General features: G+C 65.1%; 17 protein-coding genes and 3 rRNA genes. 17 read left to right on the top strand and 3 right to left on the bottom strand.

Annotated features, from left to right (window positions below):
* The first annotated feature begins 8 nt into the window (after positions 1–8).
* The 10 genes from tyrS (at position 9) to recN (ending at position 15,192) form a co-directional block, all read left to right on the top strand.
* Positions 9–1,295 carry a tyrosine--tRNA ligase gene (tyrS, locus tag QX204_RS08885; protein ID WP_301906107.1) on the top strand — a complete coding sequence of 429 codons (1,287 nt, stop codon included), beginning with the start codon at positions 9–11 and terminating at the stop codon, positions 1,293–1,295.
* Between the two features lie 554 nt (positions 1,296–1,849).
* Positions 1,850–3,366: ribosomal RNA gene (locus tag QX204_RS08890) — 16S ribosomal RNA — on the top strand.
* A gap of 333 nt (positions 3,367–3,699) precedes the next feature.
* Positions 3,700–6,836: ribosomal RNA gene (locus QX204_RS08895) — 23S ribosomal RNA — on the top strand.
* Between the two features lie 137 nt (positions 6,837–6,973).
* Positions 6,974–7,090 (top strand): 5S ribosomal RNA (gene rrf, locus QX204_RS08900).
* Together the 16S, 23S and 5S rRNA genes form the textbook arrangement of a ribosomal RNA operon.
* 2,161 nt (positions 7,091–9,251) lie before the next feature.
* Positions 9,252–10,190: a tetratricopeptide repeat protein gene (locus QX204_RS08905; RefSeq protein WP_301907953.1), complete on the top strand. Its 939-nt coding sequence runs from the start codon at positions 9,252–9,254 to the stop codon at positions 10,188–10,190.
* 292 nt (positions 10,191–10,482) lie between these two features.
* Positions 10,483–11,376: an HAD-IIA family hydrolase gene (locus QX204_RS08910; protein ID WP_301906108.1), complete on the top strand. Its 894-nt coding sequence runs from the start codon at positions 10,483–10,485 to the stop codon at positions 11,374–11,376.
* 13 nt (positions 11,377–11,389) lie between these two features.
* Positions 11,390–11,674 carry a hypothetical protein gene (locus QX204_RS08915; protein WP_301906109.1) on the top strand — a complete coding sequence of 95 codons (285 nt, stop codon included), beginning with the start codon at positions 11,390–11,392 and terminating at the stop codon, positions 11,672–11,674.
* Between the two features lies 1 nt (position 11,675).
* Positions 11,676–12,497 carry a TlyA family RNA methyltransferase gene (locus QX204_RS08920; protein WP_301906110.1) on the top strand — a complete coding sequence of 274 codons (822 nt, stop codon included), beginning with the start codon at positions 11,676–11,678 and terminating at the stop codon, positions 12,495–12,497.
* Complete coding sequence (locus QX204_RS08925) at positions 12,494–13,423, top strand: NAD kinase (RefSeq protein WP_301906111.1); 930 nt, start codon at positions 12,494–12,496, stop codon at positions 13,421–13,423. Before QX204_RS08920 ends, QX204_RS08925 begins: the two co-directional genes overlap by 4 nt.
* Positions 13,423–15,192, top strand: coding sequence for a DNA repair protein RecN (gene recN, locus QX204_RS08930; RefSeq protein WP_301906112.1), 1,770 nt, complete (start codon positions 13,423–13,425; stop codon positions 15,190–15,192). Before QX204_RS08925 ends, recN begins: the two co-directional genes overlap by 1 nt.
* A gap of 102 nt (positions 15,193–15,294) precedes the next feature.
* On the opposite strand, the gene QX204_RS08935 is transcribed toward recN, so the two are convergent.
* The 3 genes from QX204_RS08935 to QX204_RS08945 form a co-directional block, all read right to left on the bottom strand.
* A complete protein-coding gene (locus QX204_RS08935) occupies positions 15,295–15,714 on the bottom strand; it encodes an SRPBCC family protein (RefSeq protein ID WP_301906113.1) in 420 nt (139 codons plus the stop codon).
* 121 nt (positions 15,715–15,835) lie between these two features.
* The gene (locus tag QX204_RS08940; protein ID WP_301906114.1) at positions 15,836–16,126 is read right to left on the bottom strand and encodes a hypothetical protein; all 291 of its coding nucleotides are present in this window, start codon (positions 16,124–16,126) and stop codon (positions 15,836–15,838) included.
* Positions 16,127–16,260: 134 nt separating this feature from the next.
* On the bottom strand, positions 16,261–16,692 hold the full coding sequence (locus tag QX204_RS08945; RefSeq protein ID WP_301906115.1) for a tautomerase family protein: 432 nt from the start codon (positions 16,690–16,692) through the stop codon (positions 16,261–16,263).
* Between the two features lie 89 nt (positions 16,693–16,781).
* On the opposite strand from QX204_RS08945, the gene QX204_RS08950 reads away from it, so the two are divergent.
* The 7 genes from QX204_RS08950 to QX204_RS08980 all read left to right on the top strand — a co-directional run bounded on the left by QX204_RS08950 (position 16,782) and on the right by QX204_RS08980 (position 24,292).
* Entirely contained in the window at positions 16,782–17,393 is a 612-nt protein-coding gene (locus QX204_RS08950) for a TetR/AcrR family transcriptional regulator (RefSeq protein WP_301906116.1), read from the top strand.
* Positions 17,394–17,469: 76 nt separating this feature from the next.
* Positions 17,470–18,669, top strand: coding sequence for a putative cytokinetic ring protein SteA (gene steA, locus QX204_RS08955; protein WP_301906118.1), 1,200 nt, complete (start codon positions 17,470–17,472; stop codon positions 18,667–18,669).
* Entirely contained in the window at positions 18,666–19,607 is a 942-nt protein-coding gene (locus QX204_RS08960) for a copper transporter (RefSeq protein ID WP_301907954.1), read from the top strand. The genes steA and QX204_RS08960 overlap by 4 nt, the downstream gene beginning before the upstream one ends.
* Positions 19,608–19,810: 203 nt before the next feature.
* Complete coding sequence (locus QX204_RS08965) at positions 19,811–21,532, top strand: CTP synthase (RefSeq protein ID WP_301906119.1); 1,722 nt, start codon at positions 19,811–19,813, stop codon at positions 21,530–21,532.
* 21 nt (positions 21,533–21,553) lie between these two features.
* Positions 21,554–22,219, top strand: a complete 666-nt coding sequence (locus QX204_RS08970; RefSeq protein WP_301906120.1) for an NUDIX domain-containing protein — start codon at positions 21,554–21,556, stop codon at positions 22,217–22,219.
* Positions 22,220–22,275: 56 nt separating this feature from the next.
* Positions 22,276–23,208, top strand: a complete 933-nt coding sequence (gene xerD / locus QX204_RS08975) for a site-specific tyrosine recombinase XerD (RefSeq protein WP_301906121.1) — start codon at positions 22,276–22,278, stop codon at positions 23,206–23,208.
* A 250-nt stretch (positions 23,209–23,458) separates the two neighbouring features.
* A complete protein-coding gene (locus QX204_RS08980; RefSeq protein ID WP_131816759.1) occupies positions 23,459–24,292 on the top strand; it encodes a ParA family protein in 834 nt (277 codons plus the stop codon).
* Positions 24,293–24,297: the final 5 nt, after the last annotated feature.

Below are 24,297 nucleotides of genomic sequence, written 5' to 3' on the forward strand. Positions count from 1 at the left end.
AGGTCAGCGTGACCGGCGACATCTTCGACGAACTGACCTGGCGCGGCCTGATCGCGCAGTCCACCGACCTGGACGAGCTGCGCGCTGCCGCAGCCGCCGCACCCCTGACGCTCTATGCCGGCTTCGACCCGACCGCCGCCAGCCTGCACGCCGGCCACCTCGTCCCGCTGCTCGCGCTCAAGCGCTTCCAGCTGGCCGGACATCGGCCGATCGTGCTCGCCGGCGGCGCGACCGGCATGATCGGTGACCCGCGTGACGTGGGCGAACGCACCATGAACTCGACCGACACCGTGGCCGAGTGGGCACAGCGGATCAGGGGCCAGCTCGAGCGTTTCGTCGACCTCGACGAATCGCCGACCGGGGCGGTCATCGTCAACAACATGGACTGGACGGGCCCGCTGTCGACCGTCGACTTCCTGCGCGACATCGGCAAGCACTTCTCGGTGAACGTCATGCTCGCCCGCGACACCGTCAAGCGGCGCCTCGAAGGCGACGGCATCTCCTACACCGAGTTCAGCTACATGCTGCTGCAGGCCAACGACTACCTGCAGTTGCGGCGCGAGCACGGCTGCACGTTGCAGGTCGGTGGCTCCGATCAGTGGGGCAACATCATCGCCGGCGTCGAGCTGAACCGGCGAGTCGACGGCGCGCATGTGCACGCGCTTACCGTGCCGCTGGTGACCTCGGCCGACGGCAAGAAGTTCGGCAAGTCCACCGGTGGCGGCAGCCTGTGGCTCGACCCGGAACTGACCAGCCCCTACGCCTGGTACCAGTACTTCGTGAACACCGCTGACGCCGACGTCGTGCGCTACCTGCGCTGGTTCACCTTCCTGAGCCGCGAAGAACTCGACGAACTCGAGCAGGCGACGGCGGAACGTCCGTTCGCCCGCGAGGCACAGAAGCGCCTGGCGGCGGAGATGACCACGTTGGTGCACGGCGCGGACGAGACCCGCGCGGTGGAACTGGCCAGCGGGGCGCTGTTCGGTCGCGGTGAGCTGGGTGAACTTCCGCTGTCCACGCTCGGTGCGGCACTGCGCGAAACCGCGGTGGACGGCAAGGTGGCCGAGGTCGTGCCCGGTGAACCGAACACGATCGTCGATCTGCTCGTCGCGTCCGGGCTGTGCGAGAGCAAGGGAGCGGCCCGCCGGGTGGTCAACGAAGGCGGCGCGTCGGTGAACAACCAGCGGGTGAGCGACGTCGAATGGACTCCGTCCGATGCCGACTACCTGCACGGTGAGTGGCTGGTGCTGCGGCGCGGAAAGAAGAACATGGCGGGCGTGCATCGGATAGCCTGACGTCGTTGCGGAGGCCTGAGTCACATGCGTGTGATTCAGGCCGGCGCAGCGGCTGAGCGCACTGCCGTGACCTGCGGAGATCCGGTGTTGTCCAGGCGATTTGACGCGGCGTTATCCGGCGCGTAACTTATTGGAAGTCAGAGCGACACGGACACCAACCCGGAGCCGAGACGCTAGCCCGAGAGGCTGGCGGGCCAAGGGAAACGCGGTAGTACGGGGAAAGCGCCTGACGGAGCTGAAGATCTTGTGACCAGGCTTACGATTGACATCGTCTGGACGTGAGGTTAGGCTGGAACAGTTGCCCTTCGGAAGATCCGGAAAGATCCGGTCATTCCGTTTGTGCGTGTGTTCTTTGAGAACTCAATAGTGTGTCGATGAATGTCAGTGCCAATAATTATTATTGGTTCCAATCTTTCATGTACCCCCCGGTCGTGGGAGGTTGGACATTGAACAACAGCGAATTTTTTTGCTGGTGTTCGCATTTGCTAGGTTTTCGGACTCTAGTTAGATAATTTTGATTCGCTCTCCCTTTGGGAGGGTTGTTTCGAGAGTCTTCAACGGAGAGTTTGATTCTGGCTCAGGACGAACGCTAGCGGCGTGCTTAACACATGCAAGTCGAGCGGTAAGGCCCTTCGGGGTACACGAGCGGCGAACGGGTGAGTAACACGTGGGTGATCTACCTTGCACTTCGGGATAAGCCTGGGAAACTGGGTCTAATACCGGATATGACCTCTGAATGCATGTTCGGTGGTGGAAAGATTTATCGGTGCGAGATGGGCCCGCGGCCTATCAGCTTGTTGGTGAGGTAACGGCTCACCAAGGCGACGACGGGTAGCCGACCTGAGAGGGTGACCGGCCACACTGGGACTGAGACACGGCCCAGACTCCTACGGGAGGCAGCAGTGGGGAATATTGCACAATGGGCGCAAGCCTGATGCAGCGACGCCGCGTGCGGGATGACGGCCTTCGGGTTGTAAACCGCTTTTGACAGGGACGAAGCGCAAGTGACTGTACCTGTAGAATAAGGACCGGCCAACTACGTGCCAGCAGCCGCGGTAATACGTAGGGTCCGAGCGTTGTCCGGAATTACTGGGCGTAAAGAGCTTGTAGGCGGTTCGTCGCGTCGTTTGTGAAAACTTGGGGCTCAACCTTAAGCTTGCAGGCGATACGGGCGGACTAGAGTACTTCAGGGGAGACTGGAATTCCTGGTGTAGCGGTGAAATGCGCAGATATCAGGAGGAACACCGGTGGCGAAGGCGGGTCTCTGGGAAGTAACTGACGCTGAGAAGCGAAAGCATGGGTAGCAAACAGGATTAGATACCCTGGTAGTCCATGCCGTAAACGGTGGGTACTAGGTGTGGGGCTCCTTCCACGGACTCCGTGCCGTAGCTAACGCATTAAGTACCCCGCCTGGGGAGTACGGCCGCAAGGCTAAAACTCAAAGAAATTGACGGGGGCCCGCACAAGCGGCGGAGCATGTGGATTAATTCGATGCAACGCGAAGAACCTTACCTGGGTTTGACATACACCGGAAACCTGCAGAGATGTAGGCCCCCTTGTGGTCGGTGTACAGGTGGTGCATGGCTGTCGTCAGCTCGTGTCGTGAGATGTTGGGTTAAGTCCCGCAACGAGCGCAACCCTTATCTTATGTTGCCAGCGCGTAATGGCGGGGACTCGTGAGAGACTGCCGGGGTCAACTCGGAGGAAGGTGGGGACGACGTCAAGTCATCATGCCCCTTATGTCCAGGGCTTCACACATGCTACAATGGCCGGTACAGAGGGCTGCGATACCGCGAGGTGGAGCGAATCCCTTAAAGCCGGTCTCAGTTCGGATCGGGGTCTGCAACTCGACCCCGTGAAGTTGGAGTCGCTAGTAATCGCAGATCAGCAACGCTGCGGTGAATACGTTCCCGGGCCTTGTACACACCGCCCGTCACGTCATGAAAGTCGGTAACACCCGAAGCCGGTGGCCTAACCCTTGTGGAGGGAGCCGTCGAAGGTGGGATCGGCGATTGGGACGAAGTCGTAACAAGGTAGCCGTACCGGAAGGTGCGGCTGGATCACCTCCTTTCTAAGGAGCAATTCTCCAGTGAGTGTCTCGAAGAGTCGAGATCGCTGCTGGCAGAGACAGTTTCGGACCCATTCGTGGTCCGGCTGGAGCTCATGGGTGGAACGCTGACAACTTTCATCGCATACGGATGGTCCTCAGTGATCATCCGCGATGGGTATACCGACACACTATTGGGTCCTGAAAGAACACGCGAAGTGTTTTTTCATGGCAAAACAAACGATCCGAGAGAGTTTTCCTCGAAACCGCCGGCCCGCGAGGGTTGGGTAGGTCTGGGTACGGAACTTTCTGGGGTGTGTTGTTTGAGAACTGCACAGTGGACGCGAGCATCTTTGTTAGTAAGTGTTTAAGAGCGTACGGTGGATGCCTTGGCACCAGGAGCCGATGAAGGACGTAGGAGGCTGCGATAAGCCTCGGGGAGCTGTCAACCGAGCTGAGATCCGAGGATTTCCGAATGGGGAAACCCAGCACGAGTGATGTCGTGTTACCCGCATCTGAATATATAGGGTGTGTGGAGGGAACGTGGGGAAGTGAAACATCTCAGTACCCACAGGAAGAGAAAACAACAGTGATTCCGTGAGTAGTGGCGAGCGAAAGCGGATGAGGCTAAACCAGTTAGATGTGATAGACGGCAGTCGTTGTCTAGCTGGGGTAGTGGGAACATTCTTCTCTGATCTGCCGATCAGGGCAACAGTAAGAAACCAAGTGGTTAGTTGAAGTGGTCTGGAACGGCCTGCCATAGACGGTGATAGTCCGGTAAACGAAAACTTCTTGGCTGTTGTGGATGTCTCCCGAGTAGCAGCGGGCCCGTGAAATCTGCTGTGAATCTGCCGGGACCACCCGGTAAGCCTGAATACTCCCTGGTGACCGATAGCGGACTAGTACCGTGAGGGAAAGGTGAAAAGTACCCCGGGAGGGGAGTGAAATAGTACCTGAAACCGTGCGCTTACAATCCGTCAAAGCCTTCCATCTTCGGATGTGTGGGGTGATGGCGTGCCTTTTGAAGAATGAGCCTGCGAGTCATCGGTGTGTGGCGAGGTTAACCCGTCGAGGGGTAGCCGTAGCGAAAGCGAGTCTGAATAGGGCGAAATTTTAGTCGCACATTATGGACCCGAAGCGGAGTGATCTACCCATGGCCAGGGTGAAGCGACGGTAAGACGTCGTGGAGGCCCGAACCCACTTAGGTTGAAAACTGAGGGGATGAGCTGTGGGTAGGGGTGAAAGGCCAATCAAACTCCGTGATAGCTGGTTCTCCCCGAAATGCATTTAGGTGCAGCGTCACGTGTTTCACATCGGAGGTAGAGCTACTGGATGGCCTAGGGGGCCTACAAGCTTACCGAAGTCAGCCAAACTCCGAATGCCGGTGTGTGAGAGCGTGGCAGTGAGACTGCGGGGGATAAGCTTCGTAGTCGAGAGGGAAACAGCCCAGATCGCCGGCTAAGGCCCCTAAGCGTGTACTAAGTGGAAAAGGATGTGGGGTCGCTTAGACAACCAGGAGGTTGGCTTAGAAGCAGCCACCCTTGAAAGAGTGCGTAATAGCTCACTGGTCAAGTGATCCTGCGCCGACAATGTAGCGGGGCTCAAGTACACCGCCGAAGCCGCGGCATTCACACAATAGCCCGTCTGTTTCTTCGGATTCAGGCCAGGTGTGTGGATGGGTAGGGGAGCGTCCTGTGGCCGTGGAAGCAGCAGTGTGAACTAGCTGTGGAGGCCACGGGAGTGAGAATGCAGGCATGAGTAGCGAAAGACGAGTGAGAAACTCGTCCGCCGAATGACCAAGGGTTCCTGGGCCAGGTTAATCCGCCCAGGGTGAGTCGGGACCTAAGGCGAGGCCGACAGGCGTAGTCGATGGACAACGGGTTGATATTCCCGTACCCGTGTATCCGCGCCCAATGCTGAATCAGTTGTGCTAAGTATCCAAATGTTTCTCTATCGAGCCTTCGGGTGAGAAGAGGGACGGCTGCATACGACCCTGGCTGTAGTAGGTAAGCGATGGGGTGACGCAGGAAGGTAGCTGGGCCAGGTGATGGAAGTCCTGGTGTAAGCCTGTAGGGCGAGACATAGGCAAATCCGTGTCTCATATAGCCTGAGAGGTGATGCGTACCCGTTGAGGGGAATTCAGTGATCCTATGCTGCCGAGAAAAGCCTCTAGCGAGCTGGTACACGGCCCGTACCCCAAACCGACACAGGTGGTCAGGTAGAGAATACTAAGGCGATCGAGAGAACTGTGGTTAAGGAACTCGGCAAAATGCCCCCGTAACTTCGGGAGAAGGGGGACCACGCCCGGTGATAACCCTTGCGGTTGGAGCTGGGTGGGGTCGCAGAGACCAGAGAGAAGCGACTGTTTACTAAAAACACAGGTCCGTGCGAAGTCGTAAGACGATGTATACGGACTGACGCCTGCCCGGTGCCGGAAGGTTAAGAGGACCGGTTAGCGGATTTATCCGCGAAGCTGAGAATTTAAGCCCCGGTAAACGGCGGTGGTAACTATAACCATCCTAAGGTAGCGAAATTCCTTGTCGGGTAAGTTCCGACCTGCACGAATGGCGTAACGACTTCTCTGCTGTCTCAACCACAGACTCGGCGAAATTGCATTACGAGTAAAGATGCTCGTTACGCGCGGCAGGACGAAAAGACCCCGGGACCTTCACTATAGCTTGGTATTGGTGTTCGGTACGGTTTGTGTAGGATAGGTGGGAGACTGTGAAGCGGGCACGCTAGTGTTTGTGGAGTCGTCGTTGAAATACCACTCTGATCGTATTGGACTTCTAACCTCGGACCATGATCTGGTTCAGGGACAGTGCCTGGTGGGTAGTTTAACTGGGGCGGTTGCCTCCCAAAATGTAACGGAGGCGCCCAAAGGTTCCCTCAGCCTGGTTGGCAATCAGGTGTTGAGTGCAAGTGCACAAGGGAGCTTGACTGTGAGACTGACAGGTCGAGCAGGGACGAAAGTCGGGACTAGTGATCCGGCACCGGCAAGTGGAAGCGGTGTCGCTCAACGGATAAAAGGTACCCCGGGGATAACAGGCTGATCTTCCCCAAGAGTCCATATCGACGGGATGGTTTGGCACCTCGATGTCGGCTCGTCGCATCCTGGGGCTGGAGTAGGTCCCAAGGGTTGGGCTGTTCGCCCATTAAAGCGGCACGCGAGCTGGGTTTAGAACGTCGTGAGACAGTTCGGTCTCTATCCGCCGCGCGCGTAAGAAACTTGAGGAAGGCTGTCCCTAGTACGAGAGGACCGGGACGGACGAACCTCTGGTGTGCCAGTTGTTCCGCCAGGAGCACTGCTGGTTGGCTACGTTCGGAAGGGATAACCGCTGAAAGCATCTAAGCGGGAAGCCTGTTCCAAGATGAGGTTTCTCTCCCACTTGATGGGTTAAGGCCCCCTACAGACCATGGGGTTGATAGGCCAGAATTGGAAGCCAGGTAACTGGTGTAGGTGACTGGTACTAATAGGCCGAGGGCTTACTACAAAGGTGTTACGCGTCCACTGTGCGGTTTCTGAAACAGCACACAGATCATGGAGACAACGACCAGTTGTTCATGCTTTCCCGTGAGGGAGGGTTTGGATTTTCTGGTGGTGGCTCTCTGTGTGACAGTTTCATAGAGTTACGGTAGTTATAGCGGTGGGGAAACGCCCGGTCCCATTCCGAACCCGGAAGCTAAGGCCACCTGCGCCGATGGTACTGCACTCGACAGGGTGTGGGAGAGTAGGACACTGCCGGAACATCCTTCGCGATAGGGGACCCTTATTTGGGTCCCCTATCGGCGTTTGTGGGCTCGATGCGAGTTCGGTACGCCAGGCGGACGATGCCCCGTCCTTCGTCCGTGGTTGAATTCTTAGTGGCGGGGCCATGACAACACTCCCCGGAGGCCGGGGAACCTAGAGAGGGATCGCCGTGTCGGAACACAACGACGGACGGAAGCCTTTCCGCCGGGACGGAGACGCCCCCGGTTTCGGCCGGCGAGGCGAACCGACCGATCGCCCCCGCGGCGGACACGGTGAAACTCGCGGCTCGGGCCGTGGCGAAGGCGGCGGATTCCGCCGTGACGACGCCGGCAGCCGGGGAAGCAGCGCCGGGCGTGGTGGTTCCGATCGTGGCAGCTCCGATCGGGGTGGATTCCGTCGCAATGACGACAATCGCGGCTCCGGTCGCAATGACGACAATCGCGGCTCCGGTCGTCCCGAGGGCCAGCGCGGCGGATACAACCGCGATGATCGCGGTGGCAGCAGCGACCGTGGCGGCTTCAAGCGCAGTGACAGTGGCGACCGTGGCGGCTATCCGCGCCGCGATGACGCCGGTCGGAGCGGCTCCGCTGATCGCGGCGGTGACCGTGGTGGATACCGCGGCAACAACGACGACCGTCCCCGTGGTGGTTCCGATCGTGGTGCCAGTTCGGATCGCGGTGGTTACCAGCGACGCGACGACGGCAACAAGGGCGGCTACCCCAAGCGCGACGACGCCGGTCGTAGCGGCGGTTACCAGCGGCGCGACGACAACGATCGTGGCGGATACAACCGTGACGATCGCGGTGGCAGCAGTGACCGTGGTGGTTTCAAGCGCAGTGACAGTGGCGACCGTGGGGGCTATCCGCGTCGCGATGACGCCGGTCGTGGCGGCTCGAGCGATCGTGGTGGATTCAAGCGGAATGAAGGCGGCAGCGACCGTCCGTCCGGTGGATACGATCGCGGCGGTGACCGTGGTGGATACCGCGGCAACAACGACGACCGCCCCCGTGGCGGCTCGGATCGCGGCGGCTCCTCCGATCGCGGTGGCTACCAGCGCCGGGACGACAGCAACAAGGGCGGCTACCCCAAGCGCGACGACGCCGGTCGTGGCGGCTACCCCAAGCGCGATGACACAGGTCGTGGGGGCTACTCCAAGCGAGACGACAACGATCGCGGTGGATTCAAGCGCAGTGACAGTGGCGACCGCGGCGGCTACCAGCGCCGCGATGACGCCGGTCGTGGCGGCTCGAGCGATCGTGGCGGATTCAAGCGGAATGAAGGCGGCAGCGACCGTCCCTCCGGTGCATACGATCGCGGCGGTGACCGTGGTGGATACCGCGGCAACAACGACGACCGCCCCCGTGGCGGCTCCGGCGGAGGGTTCCGTCGCGGCGAAGGCGACGACCGTTCGCGCGGCAGCTCCGATCGTGGAAGCGACCGTGGCGGCAGCTCGGATCGCGGTGGCTTCCGTCGCAATGACAGTGATGATCGCTCGCGCGGTGGTTCGGATCGTGGCGGTTACCAGAAGCGCGACGACAAGGGTGGTTACCCGCGTCGCGACGACGGCAACAAGGGCGGCTACCCCAAGCGTGATGACAACGATCGGGGTCCCCGACGGGACGACGATCGTGGTCGCGGCGGCTTCAAGCGCGATGCTCGCGCCGGTGGCGGTCAGGGACGGTTCGTCGGCGAGGACGGCAAGCCGCTCAACGGCACCTACCGCGAGAAGCGCACAGAGCGCGAAAGCGATGTACTCGGCGTCGTCTCGGCCGCGTCCGACATCGACGAGTCGACCATCGACGACAGCGCGGCCTCGATCAGCGAGTCGGACAACATCTCCGCGGCAGCGACCGACAAGTCGGCTGCGTCCACTGAGCAGTCCGAGAACGCCTCATCCGAGCGTTCCGAGTCGAATGAGGCTCGGGTAGCCGACGTCGACAAGGCCACCGCAAGCACATCGGCTGACGCCGACGCGGATGCGGGCGATCGCCTTCGCGAAGTGTCGGATAGTGACGACCGGGCAGGCTCCGGGGATCGAGACGACAACGAATCGCGGAGCGCTGTGACCCTTGATGGTCAGTCGCAAACTCCGGCCGTCAGCGATCGCGCTTCGGACCACGGCGATGATCCCCGGAACGCTGCAGATCACGGCGAGACCTTGCGTGCCGGTAGCGATTCGGATCGCGATGACAGCCCGCGTGGTACCGGTCGAGACGATCGTTCCGGCGGTGCCGATCGCGGCGATCGGGCTCGCGGTGACTCCGATCGCGGCGAGCGGCGTGGATTCGCCGATCGCGGCACCCGGACAGATCGTGACGACCGTTCGCGGAGTGGTTCGGAGTCCGGTGGCGAGGACCGTCGTCGTGGCGGCGAAGGTGCTCGCACGGCGGGCGGACGGCCGGACGATCGCCGTGCGGCTCGTCCGGAGGAGCCCGATCTGCCCGAGGACGTGCAGGCCTCCGATCTGGATCCGGCCGTGCGCCGCGATCTGCTGAGCCTGGACAAGAACAACGCCGATTCGGTGGCCCGGCACATGGTGATGGCCGTCGAGTTGCTCGAAGACGACCCGCGCCTGGCGCTGGCACACGCACGGGCCGCGCGGCAGCGTGCGGGCCGTATCGCGGTGGTGCGTGAGACCGCCGGTGTGGTGGCCTACCACGCCGAGGAGTGGGCCGAGGCGCTGTCGGAGCTGCGGACCGCGCGACGGATGTCGGGTGGTGCCGGGCTGCTCGCGGTGATGGCGGACTGCGAACGTGGTCTCGGCAGGCCGGAACGGGCCATCGAGCTCGGCCGCAGCGAGGAAGCGCAGACGCTCACCGGTGACGAAGCCGCCGAGCTGCGCATGGTGGTGGCCGGCGCCCGGATGGATCTGGGTCAGTTCGACCAGGCCGTGGTGACGCTGCAGGCTTCGGACCTGGATCCCTCGCGCACCGGTTCCGCCGCGGCGCGCCTGTTCTACGCCTACGCCGATGCGCTGGTGGCGGCAGGCCGGACCGACGACGGACTGCAGTGGTTCCTCAACGCCGCGGCCGCCGACCTCGACGACGAAACCGACGCCGAGGAGCGGGCAACCGAACTCACCGGCGACGCGCAGTAGATCTGCACCAGGCCGCGGGCCGAGAACTCTTCACGGGTTCCCGGACTGCGGCCTTTTGCATGTCAGAAGGGTGCCGAACCAGGGCGGCCGGGTCAGGAGCAGGCGACGGTCTCGCCCGCGACTCGCTGGTCGCCGAAGTGGGAAGCGGCACACCGTGCACGAATACTCGGCACATGCTCGATCATGAAGGGTGCGAATGCTATTCGACAGCGCAGCAGAACCGAAGCTGTCGGTGCCTTCGCCTAGGGTCGCGGATGTGCTCGGCCCGGCAGTGACAACGGAGTGAGGGTGGATGAACCGGCTGCGCGATCAATACGACGCTTTGCTGCTCGACCTGGACGGAACGCTGTACCGCGGACCCGAGGTCATCGAGGGTGCTCCCAAAGCGCTGGTACCGGACGGTGATTCGGCCCAACGGTTGGTCTACGTCACCAACAACGCCGCGCGCGGTCCCGGTGCCGTGGCACACCACCTGGACGAGCTCGGCTACCCGGCCACCGCGGACGACGTGGTGACCAGTGCGCAAGCCGCCGCGCGCATGCTGGCCGAACGTCTGAGCCCCGGTGACAGGGTGCTCGTGGTCGGCACCGACGATCTGGTCGCCGAGGTGAAAGCCGTCGGGCTCGAGCCCATCCGCCGGTTCGGCGACACCCCGCCCTCGGCTGTCGTGCAAGGTCATTCGCCGACCACCGCGTGGCCCGACCTCGCCGAAGCCGCCTACGCCCTGCGCGCCGGCGCGCTGTGGATCGCCGCCAATGCCGACCGCACCCTGCCCAACGAGCGAGGACTCGCGCCGGGCAACGGCTCGATGGTCGCCGCGCTGGCCACCGCCTCCGATCGCGAGCCGTCGGTCGCGGGCAAGCCCTACGCACCACTGATGGAAGACGCGATCGAGCGAGCGGGCACCCGCCGGGCACTGGTTGTCGGCGACCGTCTCGACACCGATATCGAGGGCGCCAACGGACTCGGCCTCGACTCGCTGCTGGTGCTGACCGGAGTCAGCACCCTCGACGAGGTGATCGACGCACCCGCGGCCCGGATCCCCACCTATATCGCCGCCACCCTCGACGCCCTCAACGACACCGCCCTGGCCGAGCCCGCCGCGCCCGCGGACATCGCGGAACTGTTGCGACAGCATCCCGGCCGGGCGGTACGGGTGCGCGCAGCCGATTCGGAAATCCGATAGCGTTGACGCCACGATGAGTACTGCGAGTTCACCGCCGAACGGCGCGTCACAGCCACCCCGGCCCGGGATTCCCGTGCCGGGCGCTCACCTGCCCGGTGCCCCGGCACATCAGGAACCGGCCGATCCGAGCAGGATCAAGGCCGATGTCGATGCACTGCTCGCCGAACTCGGTCCGCGTCCCGCCGTGAGCCCGGCGGAGAACACCGAGACCGGCGCCGACATCACCCGCCGTGCGCGCATCCTCGAGCAGGCGCACGACGTACTGGTGGACGCGCTGGCGACAGTGGACAAGATCTGAGGTGGCCAGGCGAGCGCGCGTGGACGCCGAACTGGTTCGCCGCGGATTGGCGCGATCGCGAGAACACGCGGTCGAACTGATCGGTGCGGGCCGCGTCCTGATTGCTGGAACCGTCGCCGTGAAACCCGCGACGGCGGTGGAGACGGGAACCCCGCTGATCGTGCGGGAGGAACCCGACGAGGTGTCGTGGGCCTCGCGTGGTGCGCACAAACTGCTCGGCGCACTCGAGGCATTCGAACCCGAGGGGCTCAGCATCGCGGATAAGCGGTGTCTGGACGCTGGTGCGTCGACCGGCGGTTTCACCGACGTGCTGCTCAACAAGGGTGCACGCGAAGTGGTCGCCGTCGACGTCGGCTACGGCCAACTGATCTGGCGACTGCAGAACGACGATCGGGTCCGGGTGTTCGACCGCACCAACGTGCGCAACATCACCCCCGAATCCATCGGTGGCACAGTCGAAATCGTCGTCGGCGACCTGTCCTTCATTTCGCTCGGGCTCGTCCTTCCCGCACTGGCGGCCTGCGCGGCCGACGGCGCCGATCTGCTGCCGATGGTGAAACCGCAGTTCGAGGTCGGCAAGGACCGGGTCGGCTCGGGTGGGGTGGTGCGCGACCCGGCGTTGCGTACCGAGGTGGTGTGCGAGGTGGCGAACGCCGCGGCCGCGCTCGGACTGCGCACCCTCGGTGTGGTCGCCAGTCCGCTGCCGGGCCCGTCGGGCAATGTCGAGTACTTCCTGTGGCTGCGCAAGGTCGGCCCGTTCGACTACGACGCCGAACAGGTGCGGGCGCTGGTCGCACACGCTGTCGAGGAGGGTCCGCAGTGAGTACGCGTCCCGGCGGCAGGGAGATCCTGCTCGTCGCCCATCCCGGCCGCGCGGAGATCATCGAGACCGCGCACCGGGTGGCGAAGATCTTCGCCGAAGCGGGCATCTGCCTGCGGGTGCTGGCCGACGAGGCCGACAGCACCCGGTTCGAAGACGAAGCCGGATACCCGGTGCGGGTGGTGCCGCACAGCCCGTCCGCGGCACAGGGCTGTGAGATGGTGCTCGCTCTCGGCGGCGACGGCACCTTCCTGCGCGCGGCCGAACTCGGCAGGCCCACCGGTGTGCCAGTGCTCGGAATCAACCTGGGCCGCATCGGATTTCTCACCGAAGCCGAGGCCGAGAATCTCGACGAGGCGCTCTCGCAGGTGGTCGATCGCGACTACCAGGTGGAAAACCGGATGACCATCGATGTCACCGTGCGCGTCGACGACACGATCGTCGAACACGGCTGGGCGCTCAACGAGGCCAGCCTCGAGAACGCGCAGCGCATGGGTGTGCTGGAAGTGGTGCTCGAAGTGGACGGGCGGCCGGTCTCGGCGTTCGGCTGCGACGGCATTCTCATCTCCACGCCCACCGGGTCGACCGCCTACGCGTTCTCGGCGGGTGGGCCGGTGGTCTGGCCCGAAGTCGAGGCGATGCTGGTGATCCCGAGCAATGCGCACGCGTTGTTCGCGCGGCCGCTGGTGACCAGTCCGGATTCGCGGATCGCGGTGGAGACCGTGGCGACCGGGCACGATGCGATCGTGTTCCTCGACGGCAGGCGAACCCTCGCGCTGCCGCGAGGCGGCCGTGCCGAAGTGGTGCGCGGCGAACATCCGGTGCGGTGGGTGCGGCTCGATTCGGCGCCGTTCGCCGACCGGATGGTGCGCAAGTTCCAGCTGCCGGTCACCGGCTGGCGGGGCAGACAGCGAACGGAAGAGCACTGATGCTGACAGAGATCAGGATTGACGGACTCGGTGTCATCTCGACGGCCACCGCGCAGTTTCATGCCGGTCTGACCGTGCTCACCGGCGAGACCGGTGCGGGCAAGACCATGGTCGTCACCAGCCTGCACCTGCTCAGCGGTGCGCGCGCCGACGCGGGACGGGTACGCCAGGGCGCGACGAAAGCCGTGGTGGAGGGCCGTTTCGTCGTCGATGACGTGAACGAGGCGGCCCGTGCGGCGGTCGGAGACGTGCTGGAATCGGCGGGCGCCGAGGCCGACGAGGACGGCAGCGTGATCGCGGTCCGCACCGTCAACAGCGACGGACGTTCGCGCGCACACCTAGGTGGGCGCGGAGTGCCCGCCGCGGTGCTCGGCGAGTTCACCTCGCGACTGCTGACCGTGCACGGTCAGAACGACCAGTTGCGGTTGCAGCGGCCCGAACAGCAACTGTCGGCACTCGACCAGTTCGCCGGCGACGGGGTCGCCGGGCTACTGCGCAAGTACCAGGTGCATCGCCGGTCCTGGTTGGACGCGCGCACCGAACTGCTCGAACGCACCGCGCGTAGTAGGGAATTGGCGCTCGAGGCCGACCGGCTCAAGTACTCGCTCACCGAAATCGACGGCATCGCGCCCGAACCCGGTGAGGACACCCGCCTGGTCGCCGAGATCCGCAGGCTCAGCGACCTCGATTCGTTGCGCGAGGCGGCCGTCGCCGCGCACGAGTCGATGTCGGGCCCCAGCGACGCACCGGCCGACGGCGGCGGCGTGCTCGATCTGCTCGGCGGTGCCCGCGCCCGCCTGGATTCCGCCGACGACCCGGCGCTGGCCGCGCTGGCTCCCCGGCTGGGCGAGGCGATCGCGGTGGTCGTCGACGTGACGACCGAACTGAGCAGCTACCTGTCGGAATTGCCGTCCGATCCCAGCGCGCTGGACACGATGCTCAATCGACAGGCCGAACTCAAATCCCTGACCCGCAAATACGCACCCGATATCGACGGCGTGATCGCCTGGGCCGACGAGTCGCGCGCGCGTCTGGACTCGCTCGATGTGTCCGAGGACGCGCTGGCCAAGCTGGCCGGTGAGGTCGAGACCGCCGCGGGCAAGGTACGGGAGGCGGCACGCAAACTCAGTGCCGCGCGCGCCAAATCGGCGGGCAAGCTGGCGAGCGCGGTGAGCACCGAGCTCGGTGGGCTGGCGATGGGCAAGGCGCGTTTGGAAGTCCACGTCCGCCCGCTCCCGGCCAGCGCCCAGGATTCGGCGCCGCTCGAGATCGGCGGGGTACAGCTGCACGCGGGATCGAACGGGTGCGACGAAGTGGAATTCCGGCTCTCCGCGCACTCCGGCGCGCAGTCGCTGCCCTTGAGCAAGAGCGCTTCCGGCGGTGAACTCTCGCGGGTGATGCTCGCGCTCGAGGTGGTGCTGGCCGGTTCCGATCACGGCGCGACCATGGTGTTCGACGAGGTCGACGCGGGGGTCGGCGGCCGGGCCGCGGTGGAGATCGGCAAGCGCCTTGCCCGACTGGCCCGCACCCACCAGGTCATCGTCGTGACCCACCTGCCCCAGGTGGCGGCCTTCGCCGACACCCACCTGGTGGTGAACAAGTCCGACGACGGAAAAGGCAAGGTGGACAGCGGGGTTCGCACGCTGACCGACGAGGAACGAGTGGTGGAGCTGGCACGCATGCTCGCGGGTCTGGACGACACCGAGACCGGCCGCGCGCACGCGGAAGAACTGCTGGAAACCGCCAGGGCCGAACGAGCCCCGGCCTAGCTGCGTCCCGTCGATCAGGTTCTGTTGCGTAGGCGACAAGCAACAGCACCTGATCGACGGTGCACAAGGGGGTGCGAACTCGATCGCGCCGGCGCTGCAGAATTACCGCAGGGCTTTGCGCACGCCCCCGATGAGCTGGTTGGTCAGCTGACGCAGGCCGAACTCGAGCACCGGCGCGGGCACGGGCAGCGACGGCTCGGACTCCATCGTGTACACCACGCGGGTGCCGCCCTCGGTGGTGTCGGCGAAGGTGATGGCGCCGACGTGGCGCTTGACCGGCGCGCCCTTGACGATCTTGTATTCCATCCGCTCGCCGGGAACCAGCGCGGTGATCTCCTCGGTGACGCCGACCTTGCCGAAGCCGAGCACATGCTGGGCGCCGACGCCGGTGGTCGGGTCGCCCGCTTTGACGAGCTTGACCTGGATCGGCAGGTACGGGCTGACGCTCTCACGCTCGGTGAAGAGGCGGTAGACGATGTCGCGAGGTGCGTCGAAAACCGTCTCGACGGTGCTGCGTGGCATGAATGTGTCTCCTGTCCGAAATGTGTGTGACCCGGAGCATACGGGTAGTTGCCGGATTCTTTCCGGTGCGGTCGCCGCGGACGGCACCGCGAATCGCCGCCGGTGTCATCCGGCAATCACCTCAGCGCGTCACAGCCTGACCAGTTTCGGCGGTGTGGAGAGGGTCGCGGCGCAGGACCAGTTTGGTGGTGCGGGCCGTGTACGCGTGCGGTGCGTCCTCCCAGTCGGCGGTGAGCGTGGTGACCAACTCGGCGGGGAAGTCCTCTCGCGCGAGGAAATCCAGGAGTTCGGGCAGGACCGGTCGAACGTTGGAGACGCCGATCTTCAAGGTGGCGTCGTTGGCGTACATGTGCATGAGCGGAACCTTGGTGCCCGGCGGTAGGTAGCCCGAGTTGCATCGCTCGCGAGACATGGCGGTGGATCGGCATCGTGTCGCCGTCGCAGCGCCCCGCGACAAAGGGCCGCACGATCGCGTCGCGCGAATCCTGGAGCACCGGGGTCGGGCGTTCCCGCCACTCCAGGTGCCCGGTACGGATGAACTGCAGCTCACGCATTCGTGTGCCGCCCCTGCGCGAGCGCGGCGAGTTCCTGGAACTTCACCACGTTGCCCGCGGCTCCCCAGGTGCCCTCCGGCTGCTCGTGGACGAGTACCCACACGCGAAGGGCGTCGGCCTCGGTGAGGCCCGCCGCGGCGAGGACGAGGTCGGTGACCTCCTTGACCAGTCCGGCTTTGCGGCGCTCCGAGAGCGCACCCGCCGGAACGGTCACCGTCACCAGGAACCGGGCGAGCCCGTCGTCGAGCGCCGCGAAGCCGCCGTCGGTGACCTCCTCGACGCGGCACCAAGCCTGCGCGCGGAAGAACGCGTTGTCGGGGGCGCCTTCCCACTTCAGCAAGGTCGCGGGCAGCGACTTCATCAAGTCGGCGCGTGCCTGGGCGGCCAGTACCTCGGCGGGGAGGGTCAGGTGAATCATCGGCATGGTGCGCTCCTTCGCGGCCTGATCGAACGTCTTATAACGATCGTTATAATCGCAGAACGGTACTATATGACGGTTGTTATAGCCAGGAGGTGAGGAAGTCGAGCACATCAGCGGATTCCCCGGATTCGCGCCAGAAGCTGGTGGCGGGTGCGGCCGACCTGATCCGGCGGCGCGGCCTCGGTGCCACGAGCGTGCGTGACTTGGCCAAACATGCGGGTGCGCCGCTGGGATCGACCTATCACTACTTCCCCGGCGGCAAGACGCAGCTGGCCACCGAGGCGGTTGCCTTCGCGGGCGACCTCACCGCGTCGGTGCTCGAGCGCGAGCTCGGCAACGGTCCCGTCGACGGGCTGCGGGCCTTCCTGCGCATGTGGCGCAAGATCGTGGTGGACACCGACTTCCGCGCGGGCTGTCCGGTTCTCGCGGTCTCGATCGAAGACTCGCCCGACGCCGAGGGGGCTCCTCGGGAAGCGGCAGCGGCGGCCTTCGCGAGATGGTCGGAACTGCTCACGGCGTCGTTGTGCGCACACGGCGCCGAGCGGCTCCAGGCGGAGCGCACCGCCACCCTGGTCATCGCCGCAGTCGAAGGAAGCGTGGCGATATGCCGTGCGCAACGCAGCGCCGAACCTCTCGATCGCATCGCCGACCAGCTGGAACTCCTGGTGCAGATGGTGCTGAGTGGGGCCGGTGGGACCCGATAGATCACAGTGACGAATGTGACTGGTGATTCGGCGCGCCTCCACCAAAGGTTGAGGGTTTGGCTTCATCATCGGCCTCATGAAGATGCCGGCGTTGTTGTCACGGAACACGGAAACGTTGCCCGGTGTCGCCGGGATCGCCCGGGTGGATCGCGATACCGGACGATTGCTGCGGCGGGTCGGGCCCGGGGATGTGGTCGTCCTCGACGAGACCGATCTGGACCGTCACACCGCTGACCGGTTGGTCGAGGCGGGGGTGCTCGCGGTGATCAACACCTCCCCATCGATTTCCGGACGGTATCCCAATCTGGGACCAGAAGTGTTGGTGGCCAACGGGATCGTGTTGATGGACACGGTGTCCTCCGACGCGTTCGGCAGGATCAAGGACGGGTCGAAGGTCCGCATCGACGGTGGCATCGTCTACGCCGACAAGCTCACCAAGAAAGAACCCGAGGTCCTGGTCGAGGGCATCGAATTCGACGAGTCGGCCATCGCCGATCGAATGATCGAGGCGCGCAACGGCCTCGCCGACCACCTCGACGCGTTCGCGGGTAACACCACCGAATTCGTCCGCACCGAGAGCGCGCTGCTGATCGACGGTGTCGGCGTGCCCGATATCGAGTTGGACATGCGCGACCGGCACGTGGTCGTGATCGCCGACGGCTCGGGCCATCTCGCGGAACTGCAGCGACTCAAGCCGTTCATCAAGGAGTACGCGCCGATCCTGATCGGGGTCGGCAGCGGCGCGGATACCTTGCGCAAACTCAAGTACACGCCCGACCTGATCGTCGGCGATCCCGACGAGATCAGCACCGAGACATTGAAATCCGGCGCCGAGATGATCCTGCCCGCCGACACCGACGGGCATGCCAAGGGGCTCGAGCGCATCCAGGATCTCGGTATCGGCGCCACCACGTTCCCGTCCTCGGGTTCGCCCACCGACCTCGCGTTGATGCTGGCCGATCATCACGGCGCGTCCCTGATCGTGCTGGCGGGCGCTCCTGCCTCGCTCGAGGACTTCTTCGACCGTGGGCGTCGCGACAGCAATCCGGCCACCTTCCTGACCAGGTTGAAGGTCGGTGCGAAGCTGGTCGACGCGAACGCGGTGTCGACGCTGTACCGGCATCGTTCCGCGGGCGCCGCGGTGGCGCTGGTGGTGCTGGCCGCGCTGGTGGCGATCGTGGTGGTGATCTTGGCCTCGCACAACGGCTCCGAGATGCTGGACTGGGCCATCGGGTACTGGAACAGCTTCGTCCTGTGGGTGCGTGGTCTGCTGTGATCTCGCTGCGCCAACACGCCATCTCGATCGCGGCGATCTTCCTCGCGCTCGCGATCGGGGTGGTCCTCGGTTCACACACCCTCGCGGGCGGCATGATCTCGGGCTTGCGGTCGGACAAGACCGACCTGAACACCCAGGTGGACGAACTGGCCGCCCAGAACGCACAACTCACCGCCCGCCTCGACTCCGCCGATCAGTTCATCGCGGGCTCGGCAGCACGCATCCTGAGCGGCACCCTGGCCGACCGCACGGTCGTCGTCCTCACCACTCCCGATGCCGACCCCGGCGACATCGACGGCGTGAGCAATTCGCTGCAAACAGCGGGCGCGACAGTGACCGGCCGCGTAGCCCTCACCGAGTCCTTCGTCGACGCGGGGGAGGGTGACCGCATGCGCTCTACCTTGACCAACATCGTCCCCGCGGGCGCCCAACTGAACACCGGCGCCGTGGACCAGGGCAGCCTCGCGGGCGATCTGCTCGGCCTCGCGCTGCTCCAGGACCCCACGACGAACCAGCCACGCAGCACTCCCCAGGAACTCGCCCTGATCCTCGAGACCCTCCGCGGCGGCGGCTTCCTCACCTACGGCGACACCCCGACCCGCCCCGCACAACTCGCCGTCGTCGTCACCGGCAACGGTGTCGAATCCGACACCGGCCAGGGCGCGACTATCGCCCGCTTCACCGGCGCCCTGCGAGCACGAGCGGCGGGCACCGTCCTCGCGGGCCGCGCGGGCGCCGCCGAAGGCAACGCCCCGATAGCCACCGTCCGATCCCAAGCCCCCCTGGCCACAACAGTCACCACAGTCGACAACCTCGACCGCGAAACAGGCCGGGTGACAACAGCACTCGCCCTCACCGAACAACTCACCGGCGGCGCGGGCCGCTACGGCACGGGACCGACAGCGACCTCGCTGACCCTGGTAGCCATGCCCCGCTGACTGAGAACCTCACCACCTTCCCGAGGCGAGTTCCCGCGACTCGCGTCCCGACAAAACTCCTGATTTCGCGAGAACATGGGTAACTCGCCGGGCACGTCCAGCGGTCTCCCACCCCGCTCCGCAGGCCCGGCAGCTCAACACGCGGGCCCGCAAACGACCGGCAAAATACGCGGAGAGGCGGACTAGCGGTACAGTGGTGGTCCGTGGGTCATCAACGGAATCAGGCTAAAAATGCCACCAAGCACATCTTCGTGAGCGGTGGCGTCGCCTCCTCATTGGGTAAGGGTCTCACCGCCTCCAGCCTCGGTCAGCTTCTGACCGCGCGCGGCATGCGGGTGACGATGCAGAAGCTCGACCCGTATCTCAATGTCGATCCGGGCACCATGAACCCGTTCCAGCACGGCGAGGTGTTCGTCACCGAAGACGGCGCGGAGACCGACCTGGACGTCGGTCACTACGAGCGCTTCCTCGACCGCGATCTGACGATGGACGCGAACGTGACCACCGGTCAGATCTATTCGACGGTGATCGCCAAGGAACGTCGCGGTGAGTATCTGGGCGATACGGTGCAGGTCATTCCGCACATTACCGACGAGATCAAGAGCCGCATCCTGGCGATGCAGGGTCCTGATCTCGAGGGGCATGTGCCGGATGTGGTGATCACCGAGATCGGTGGCACCGTCGGTGACATCGAGTCGCAGCCGTTCCTCGAGGCGGCCCGCCAGATCCGCCACGATGTGGGTCGCGACAATGTGTTCTTCCTGCATGTGTCGCTGGTGCCGTACCTGGCGCCCTCGGGTGAGCTCAAGACCAAGCCGACGCAGCACTCGGTGGCCGCGTTGCGCAATATCGGTATCCAGCCCGACGCGCTGATCCTGCGTTGCGACCGTGAGGTGCCGCAGGGTCTCAAGAACAAGATCGCGCTGATGTGTGACGTCGATGTGGAGGCGTGCATCTCCACGCCGGACGCGCCGTCGATCTACGACATCCCGAAGGTGCTGCACAGCGAGGGCCTCGATGCCTATGTGGTGCGCAAGCTCGGGCTGCCCTTCCGCGATGTGGACTGGAAGGTGTGGGGCGACCTGCTCGATCGCGTGCATGCCCCGCGCGAGACCGTCGAGGTGGCGCTGGTCGGCAAGTACGTCGATCTGCCGGACGCGTACCTGTCGGTGACCGAGGCGCTGCGCGCGGGTGGTTTCGCCCATCGCGCCAAGGTGAACATCCGCTGGGTGCCCTCGGACGAGTGCGAGACCGAGGTCGGCGCTCAGGCGGCGCTGCGTGATGTCGACGCCGTGCTGATCCCGGGTGGGTTCGGCATCCGTGGCATCGAGGGCAAGCTCGGGGCGATCGGCTACGCCCGCCACCGCGGTATCCCGCTGCTCGGGCTGTGTCTGGGTCTGCAGTGTGTGGTCATCGAGGCGGCACGGTCGGTCGGTATCGCCGACGCGAATTCCGCGGAATTCGAGCCCGACACCAAGAACCCGGTCATCTCGACCATGGCCGATCAGGAAGACGTGGTCGCCGGTGCGGCCGATCTGGGCGGCACCATGCGGTTGGGCGCCTACCCCGCCACCCTGAAGAAGGGCTCGGTCGTCGCGCAGGCGTACGGCACCGAGAATGTGTCCGAGCGCCACCGGCACCGGTTCGAGGTGAACAACTCCTACCGCGCCGCCATCGCCAAGAGCGGGCTGGTCTTCTCCGGTACCTCGCCGGACGGGCACCTGGTCGAGTTCGTCGAATACCCGGCTTCGGTGCATCCGTTCTTCGTCGCCACCCAGGCGCATCCGGAGCTCAAGAGCCGTCCGACCCGACCGCATCCGCTGTTCGCGGCGCTGATCAGCGCCGCGTTGAAATACAAACTGGCCGAACGCCTTCCCGTAGACTTTCCGGAGGAAGAGCTCGCGGAGCAGCCCGCGCAGGCCTAGGAACATCGGCGATAGGAACGCATGAGCGAGCCCGGTAGTCACGACTTCGAGACGGTGTCGAGCCGGGTGCTCTACAGCGGCGCGATCCTGGCTCTGCGCCAGGATCAGGTCAGGATGCCGGACGGGCGGGTCGCTGAGCGCGAGGTCATCGAGCACCACGGTGCGGTCGCGGTGCTCGCGCTCGACGACGACGGCAATGTCGTACTGATCCGTCAGTATCGGCATCCGATCGGCACCCGGCTGCTGGAACTGCCCGCCGGGCTGCTCGATATCGAGGGTGAGGACCCGCTCACCGCGGCCAAGCGTGAGCTGGCCGAGGAGACGGGCCTCGCCGCCGCGCAGTGGTCGGTGCTGGTGGATGTGGCGTTGTCGCCGGGCTTCACCGACGAGGCGCTTCGGGTGTTCTTCGCGACCGGTCTCAGCGTCACCGACCGGCCCGATCCCGAACACGAAGAAGCGGATCTGGAACTGGTGCGGCTGCCGCTCGACGAGGCGGTGCGCGCCGCACTGGCGGGCGAGATCGTGAACGCGACCGCGGTCGCGGGCGTGCTCGCCTACGCGGCCGCTCAGGCGAGCGGGGCGCCGCTGCGCTCTCCCGACGCGCCGTGGCCCGGTCAACCGACGAAGTTCCTGCGGCGCAAAGCCGCCGAGGCGCAGTCGGCGCTGGCTCACGGTAGCCACGCGTGAGCACAGCAGCGGCGCGCGCCTCGGCAGCCGAACCCGCGTACTAGACAGGCAAGGGCGTGCTCGAGCGGGAGATCGACGCCTACCTCGACCACCTCGCGGTCGAGCGCGGAGCCGCGCGCAACACCCTCGGCGCCTATCGTCGTGATCTGGCCCGCTACCGCAATTTCCTCACCGGACGTGGCGTCGAGTCCTTGAGCGCGGTGGCCCGAGGCGACGTCGCCGAATTCACCATGGCCTTGCGTTCCGGCGGCGCCGATCATCCTGCCCTGGCAGCCGGTTCGGTGGCCAGGGCATTGATCGCGGTCCGCGGACTACACCGCTTCGCCGCCGCCGAGGGCATCACCGATACCGATGTGGCGCACGCGGTGAAACCACCCGCGCCGGGACGCCGGTTGCCCAAAGCATTGCCCTACGACCAGGTTCTGCGACTTCTCGAGGCGGCGGGCGGTGAACCGGAGGGCTCCGACGGAGGACCGCGCGGACTGCGCGATCGCGCACTGCTGGAACTGCTCTACTCCACGGGCGCGCGGATCTCGGAAATGGTCGGGCTCGACGTCGACGACATCGACGCCGAGCAACGCTGTGTGGTTCTGCACGGCAAGGGCGGAAAACAGCGCCTCGTGCCGGTCGGCCGTCCGGCCCTGGCCGCCGTCGACGCGTATCTGGTGCGCGGTCGTCCCACCCTCGCCGCGAGCGGGAAAGGTTCCGGCGGAGCGCTTTTCCTCAACGCTCGCGGCGGCAGGCTGTCACGGCAGAGCGCATGGCAGGTACTGCAGACCGCCGCCGAGCGGGCCGGGATCGGGGCGACGGTCTCACCGCACACCCTGCGTCATTCCTTCGCCACCCACCTGCTCGACGGTGGCGCCGATGTGCGGGTGGTGCAGGAACTGCTCGGCCACGCTTCGGTGACCACGACCCAGATCTACACCCTCGTCACGGTGAGCACTCTGCGTGAAGTGTGGGCCACCGCCCATCCCCGTGCCACCTGAACCATCACCTCCGATACGCGCTGAGCAGGTATCGTGCGAACACGCCCGGCGTTGCCATGCTGTACCTCACCGGTCCGAGCGGTAGCGTCTACCCCAGAGTCAGACCGTACGAAAGCGAGCCGGTCCCGTATCGGCCTCGCTACCCTCGACAGGGGTTACCGGCAAGGAAACATATAAGGAGCAGCGGATCGTGACGACAGCGGAAACACCGTGGGACGGTGGACCGGAAGAGGTCGCCGAGGCCGTCGAGATGGGCCCGACAGGCCGCCCGCTGCGACTGGTTCCCGATCCACCCCAGGTCCAGCGACATGGCGACGCACTCGTCGTCGCCATGTGCAATCAGAAGGGCGGGGTCGGAAAAACCACCTCGACCATCAATCTCGGTGCGGCACTGGCCGAATACGGCCGCCGGGTGCTGCTCGTCGACCTCGACCCGCAGGGCGCGCTCTCGGCCGGGCTCGGGGTCGCGCACCACGATCTCGATCTCACCGTGCACGACTTGCTGATCGGTGGCAAGGCCAAGGTCGACGATGTGCTGCAGACCACCAAGGTCGACGGCATGGACCTGTTGCCGAGCAACATCGACCTGTCGGCCGCGGAGATCCAGCTGGTCAACGAGGTCGGTCGCGAACAATCGCTCGGGCGTGCCCTGCACAGCGTGCGCGATCGCTACGACTACATCCTCATCGACTGCCAGCCCTCGCTCGGCCTGCTCACGGTCAACGCGCTGGCCTGCTCCGACGGTGTGATCATTCCGATGGAGTGCGAGTACTTCTCGCTGCGCGGCCTCGCCTTGCTCAACGACACCGTCGAGAAGGTGCGCGACCGCCTCAACCCGCGGCTGAGCCTCTACGGCATCGTGGTCACCATGTTCGATGCGCGCCTGCTGCATTCGCGTCAGGTGATGTCGCGCGTGGTCGAGGTGTTCGGCGATCTGGTCTACGACACCGCCATCTCGCGTACCGTGCGCTTCCCCGATGCCAGCGTCGCCGGGGAGCCCATCACCACCTGGTCGCCGAAATCGGGCGGCGCCGAGTCGTATCGAGCGATGGCCCGTGAGGTCATCCACCGGTCTGGCCGGTGATCGGA

This window comes from Nocardia sp. PE-7 (genome assembly GCF_030486425.1).
Taxonomy (GTDB): Bacteria; Actinomycetota; Actinomycetes; order Mycobacteriales; family Mycobacteriaceae; genus Nocardia; species Nocardia salmonicida_A.

Coding starts and splice junctions, on each gene's coding strand:
- QX204_RS08980 (WP_131816759.1), top strand. CDS start 23,459: ATGGGCCCGACAGGCCGCCCGCTGCGACTGGTTCCCGATCCACCCCAG.
- QX204_RS08935 (WP_301906113.1), bottom strand. CDS start 15,714: ATGCCACGCAGCACCGTCGAGACGGTTTTCGACGCACCTCGCGACATC.
- QX204_RS08945 (WP_301906115.1), bottom strand. CDS start 16,692: ATGCCGATGATTCACCTGACCCTCCCCGCCGAGGTACTGGCCGCCCAG.
- QX204_RS08910 (WP_301906108.1), top strand. CDS start 10,483: ATGAACCGGCTGCGCGATCAATACGACGCTTTGCTGCTCGACCTGGAC.
- QX204_RS08915 (WP_301906109.1), top strand. CDS start 11,390: ATGAGTACTGCGAGTTCACCGCCGAACGGCGCGTCACAGCCACCCCGG.
- QX204_RS08970 (WP_301906120.1), top strand. CDS start 21,554: ATGAGCGAGCCCGGTAGTCACGACTTCGAGACGGTGTCGAGCCGGGTG.
- QX204_RS08940 (WP_301906114.1), bottom strand. CDS start 16,126: ATGTCTCGCGAGCGATGCAACTCGGGCTACCTACCGCCGGGCACCAAG.
- steA (WP_301906118.1), top strand. CDS start 17,470: ATGAAGATGCCGGCGTTGTTGTCACGGAACACGGAAACGTTGCCCGGT.
- recN (WP_301906112.1), top strand. CDS start 13,423: ATGCTGACAGAGATCAGGATTGACGGACTCGGTGTCATCTCGACGGCC.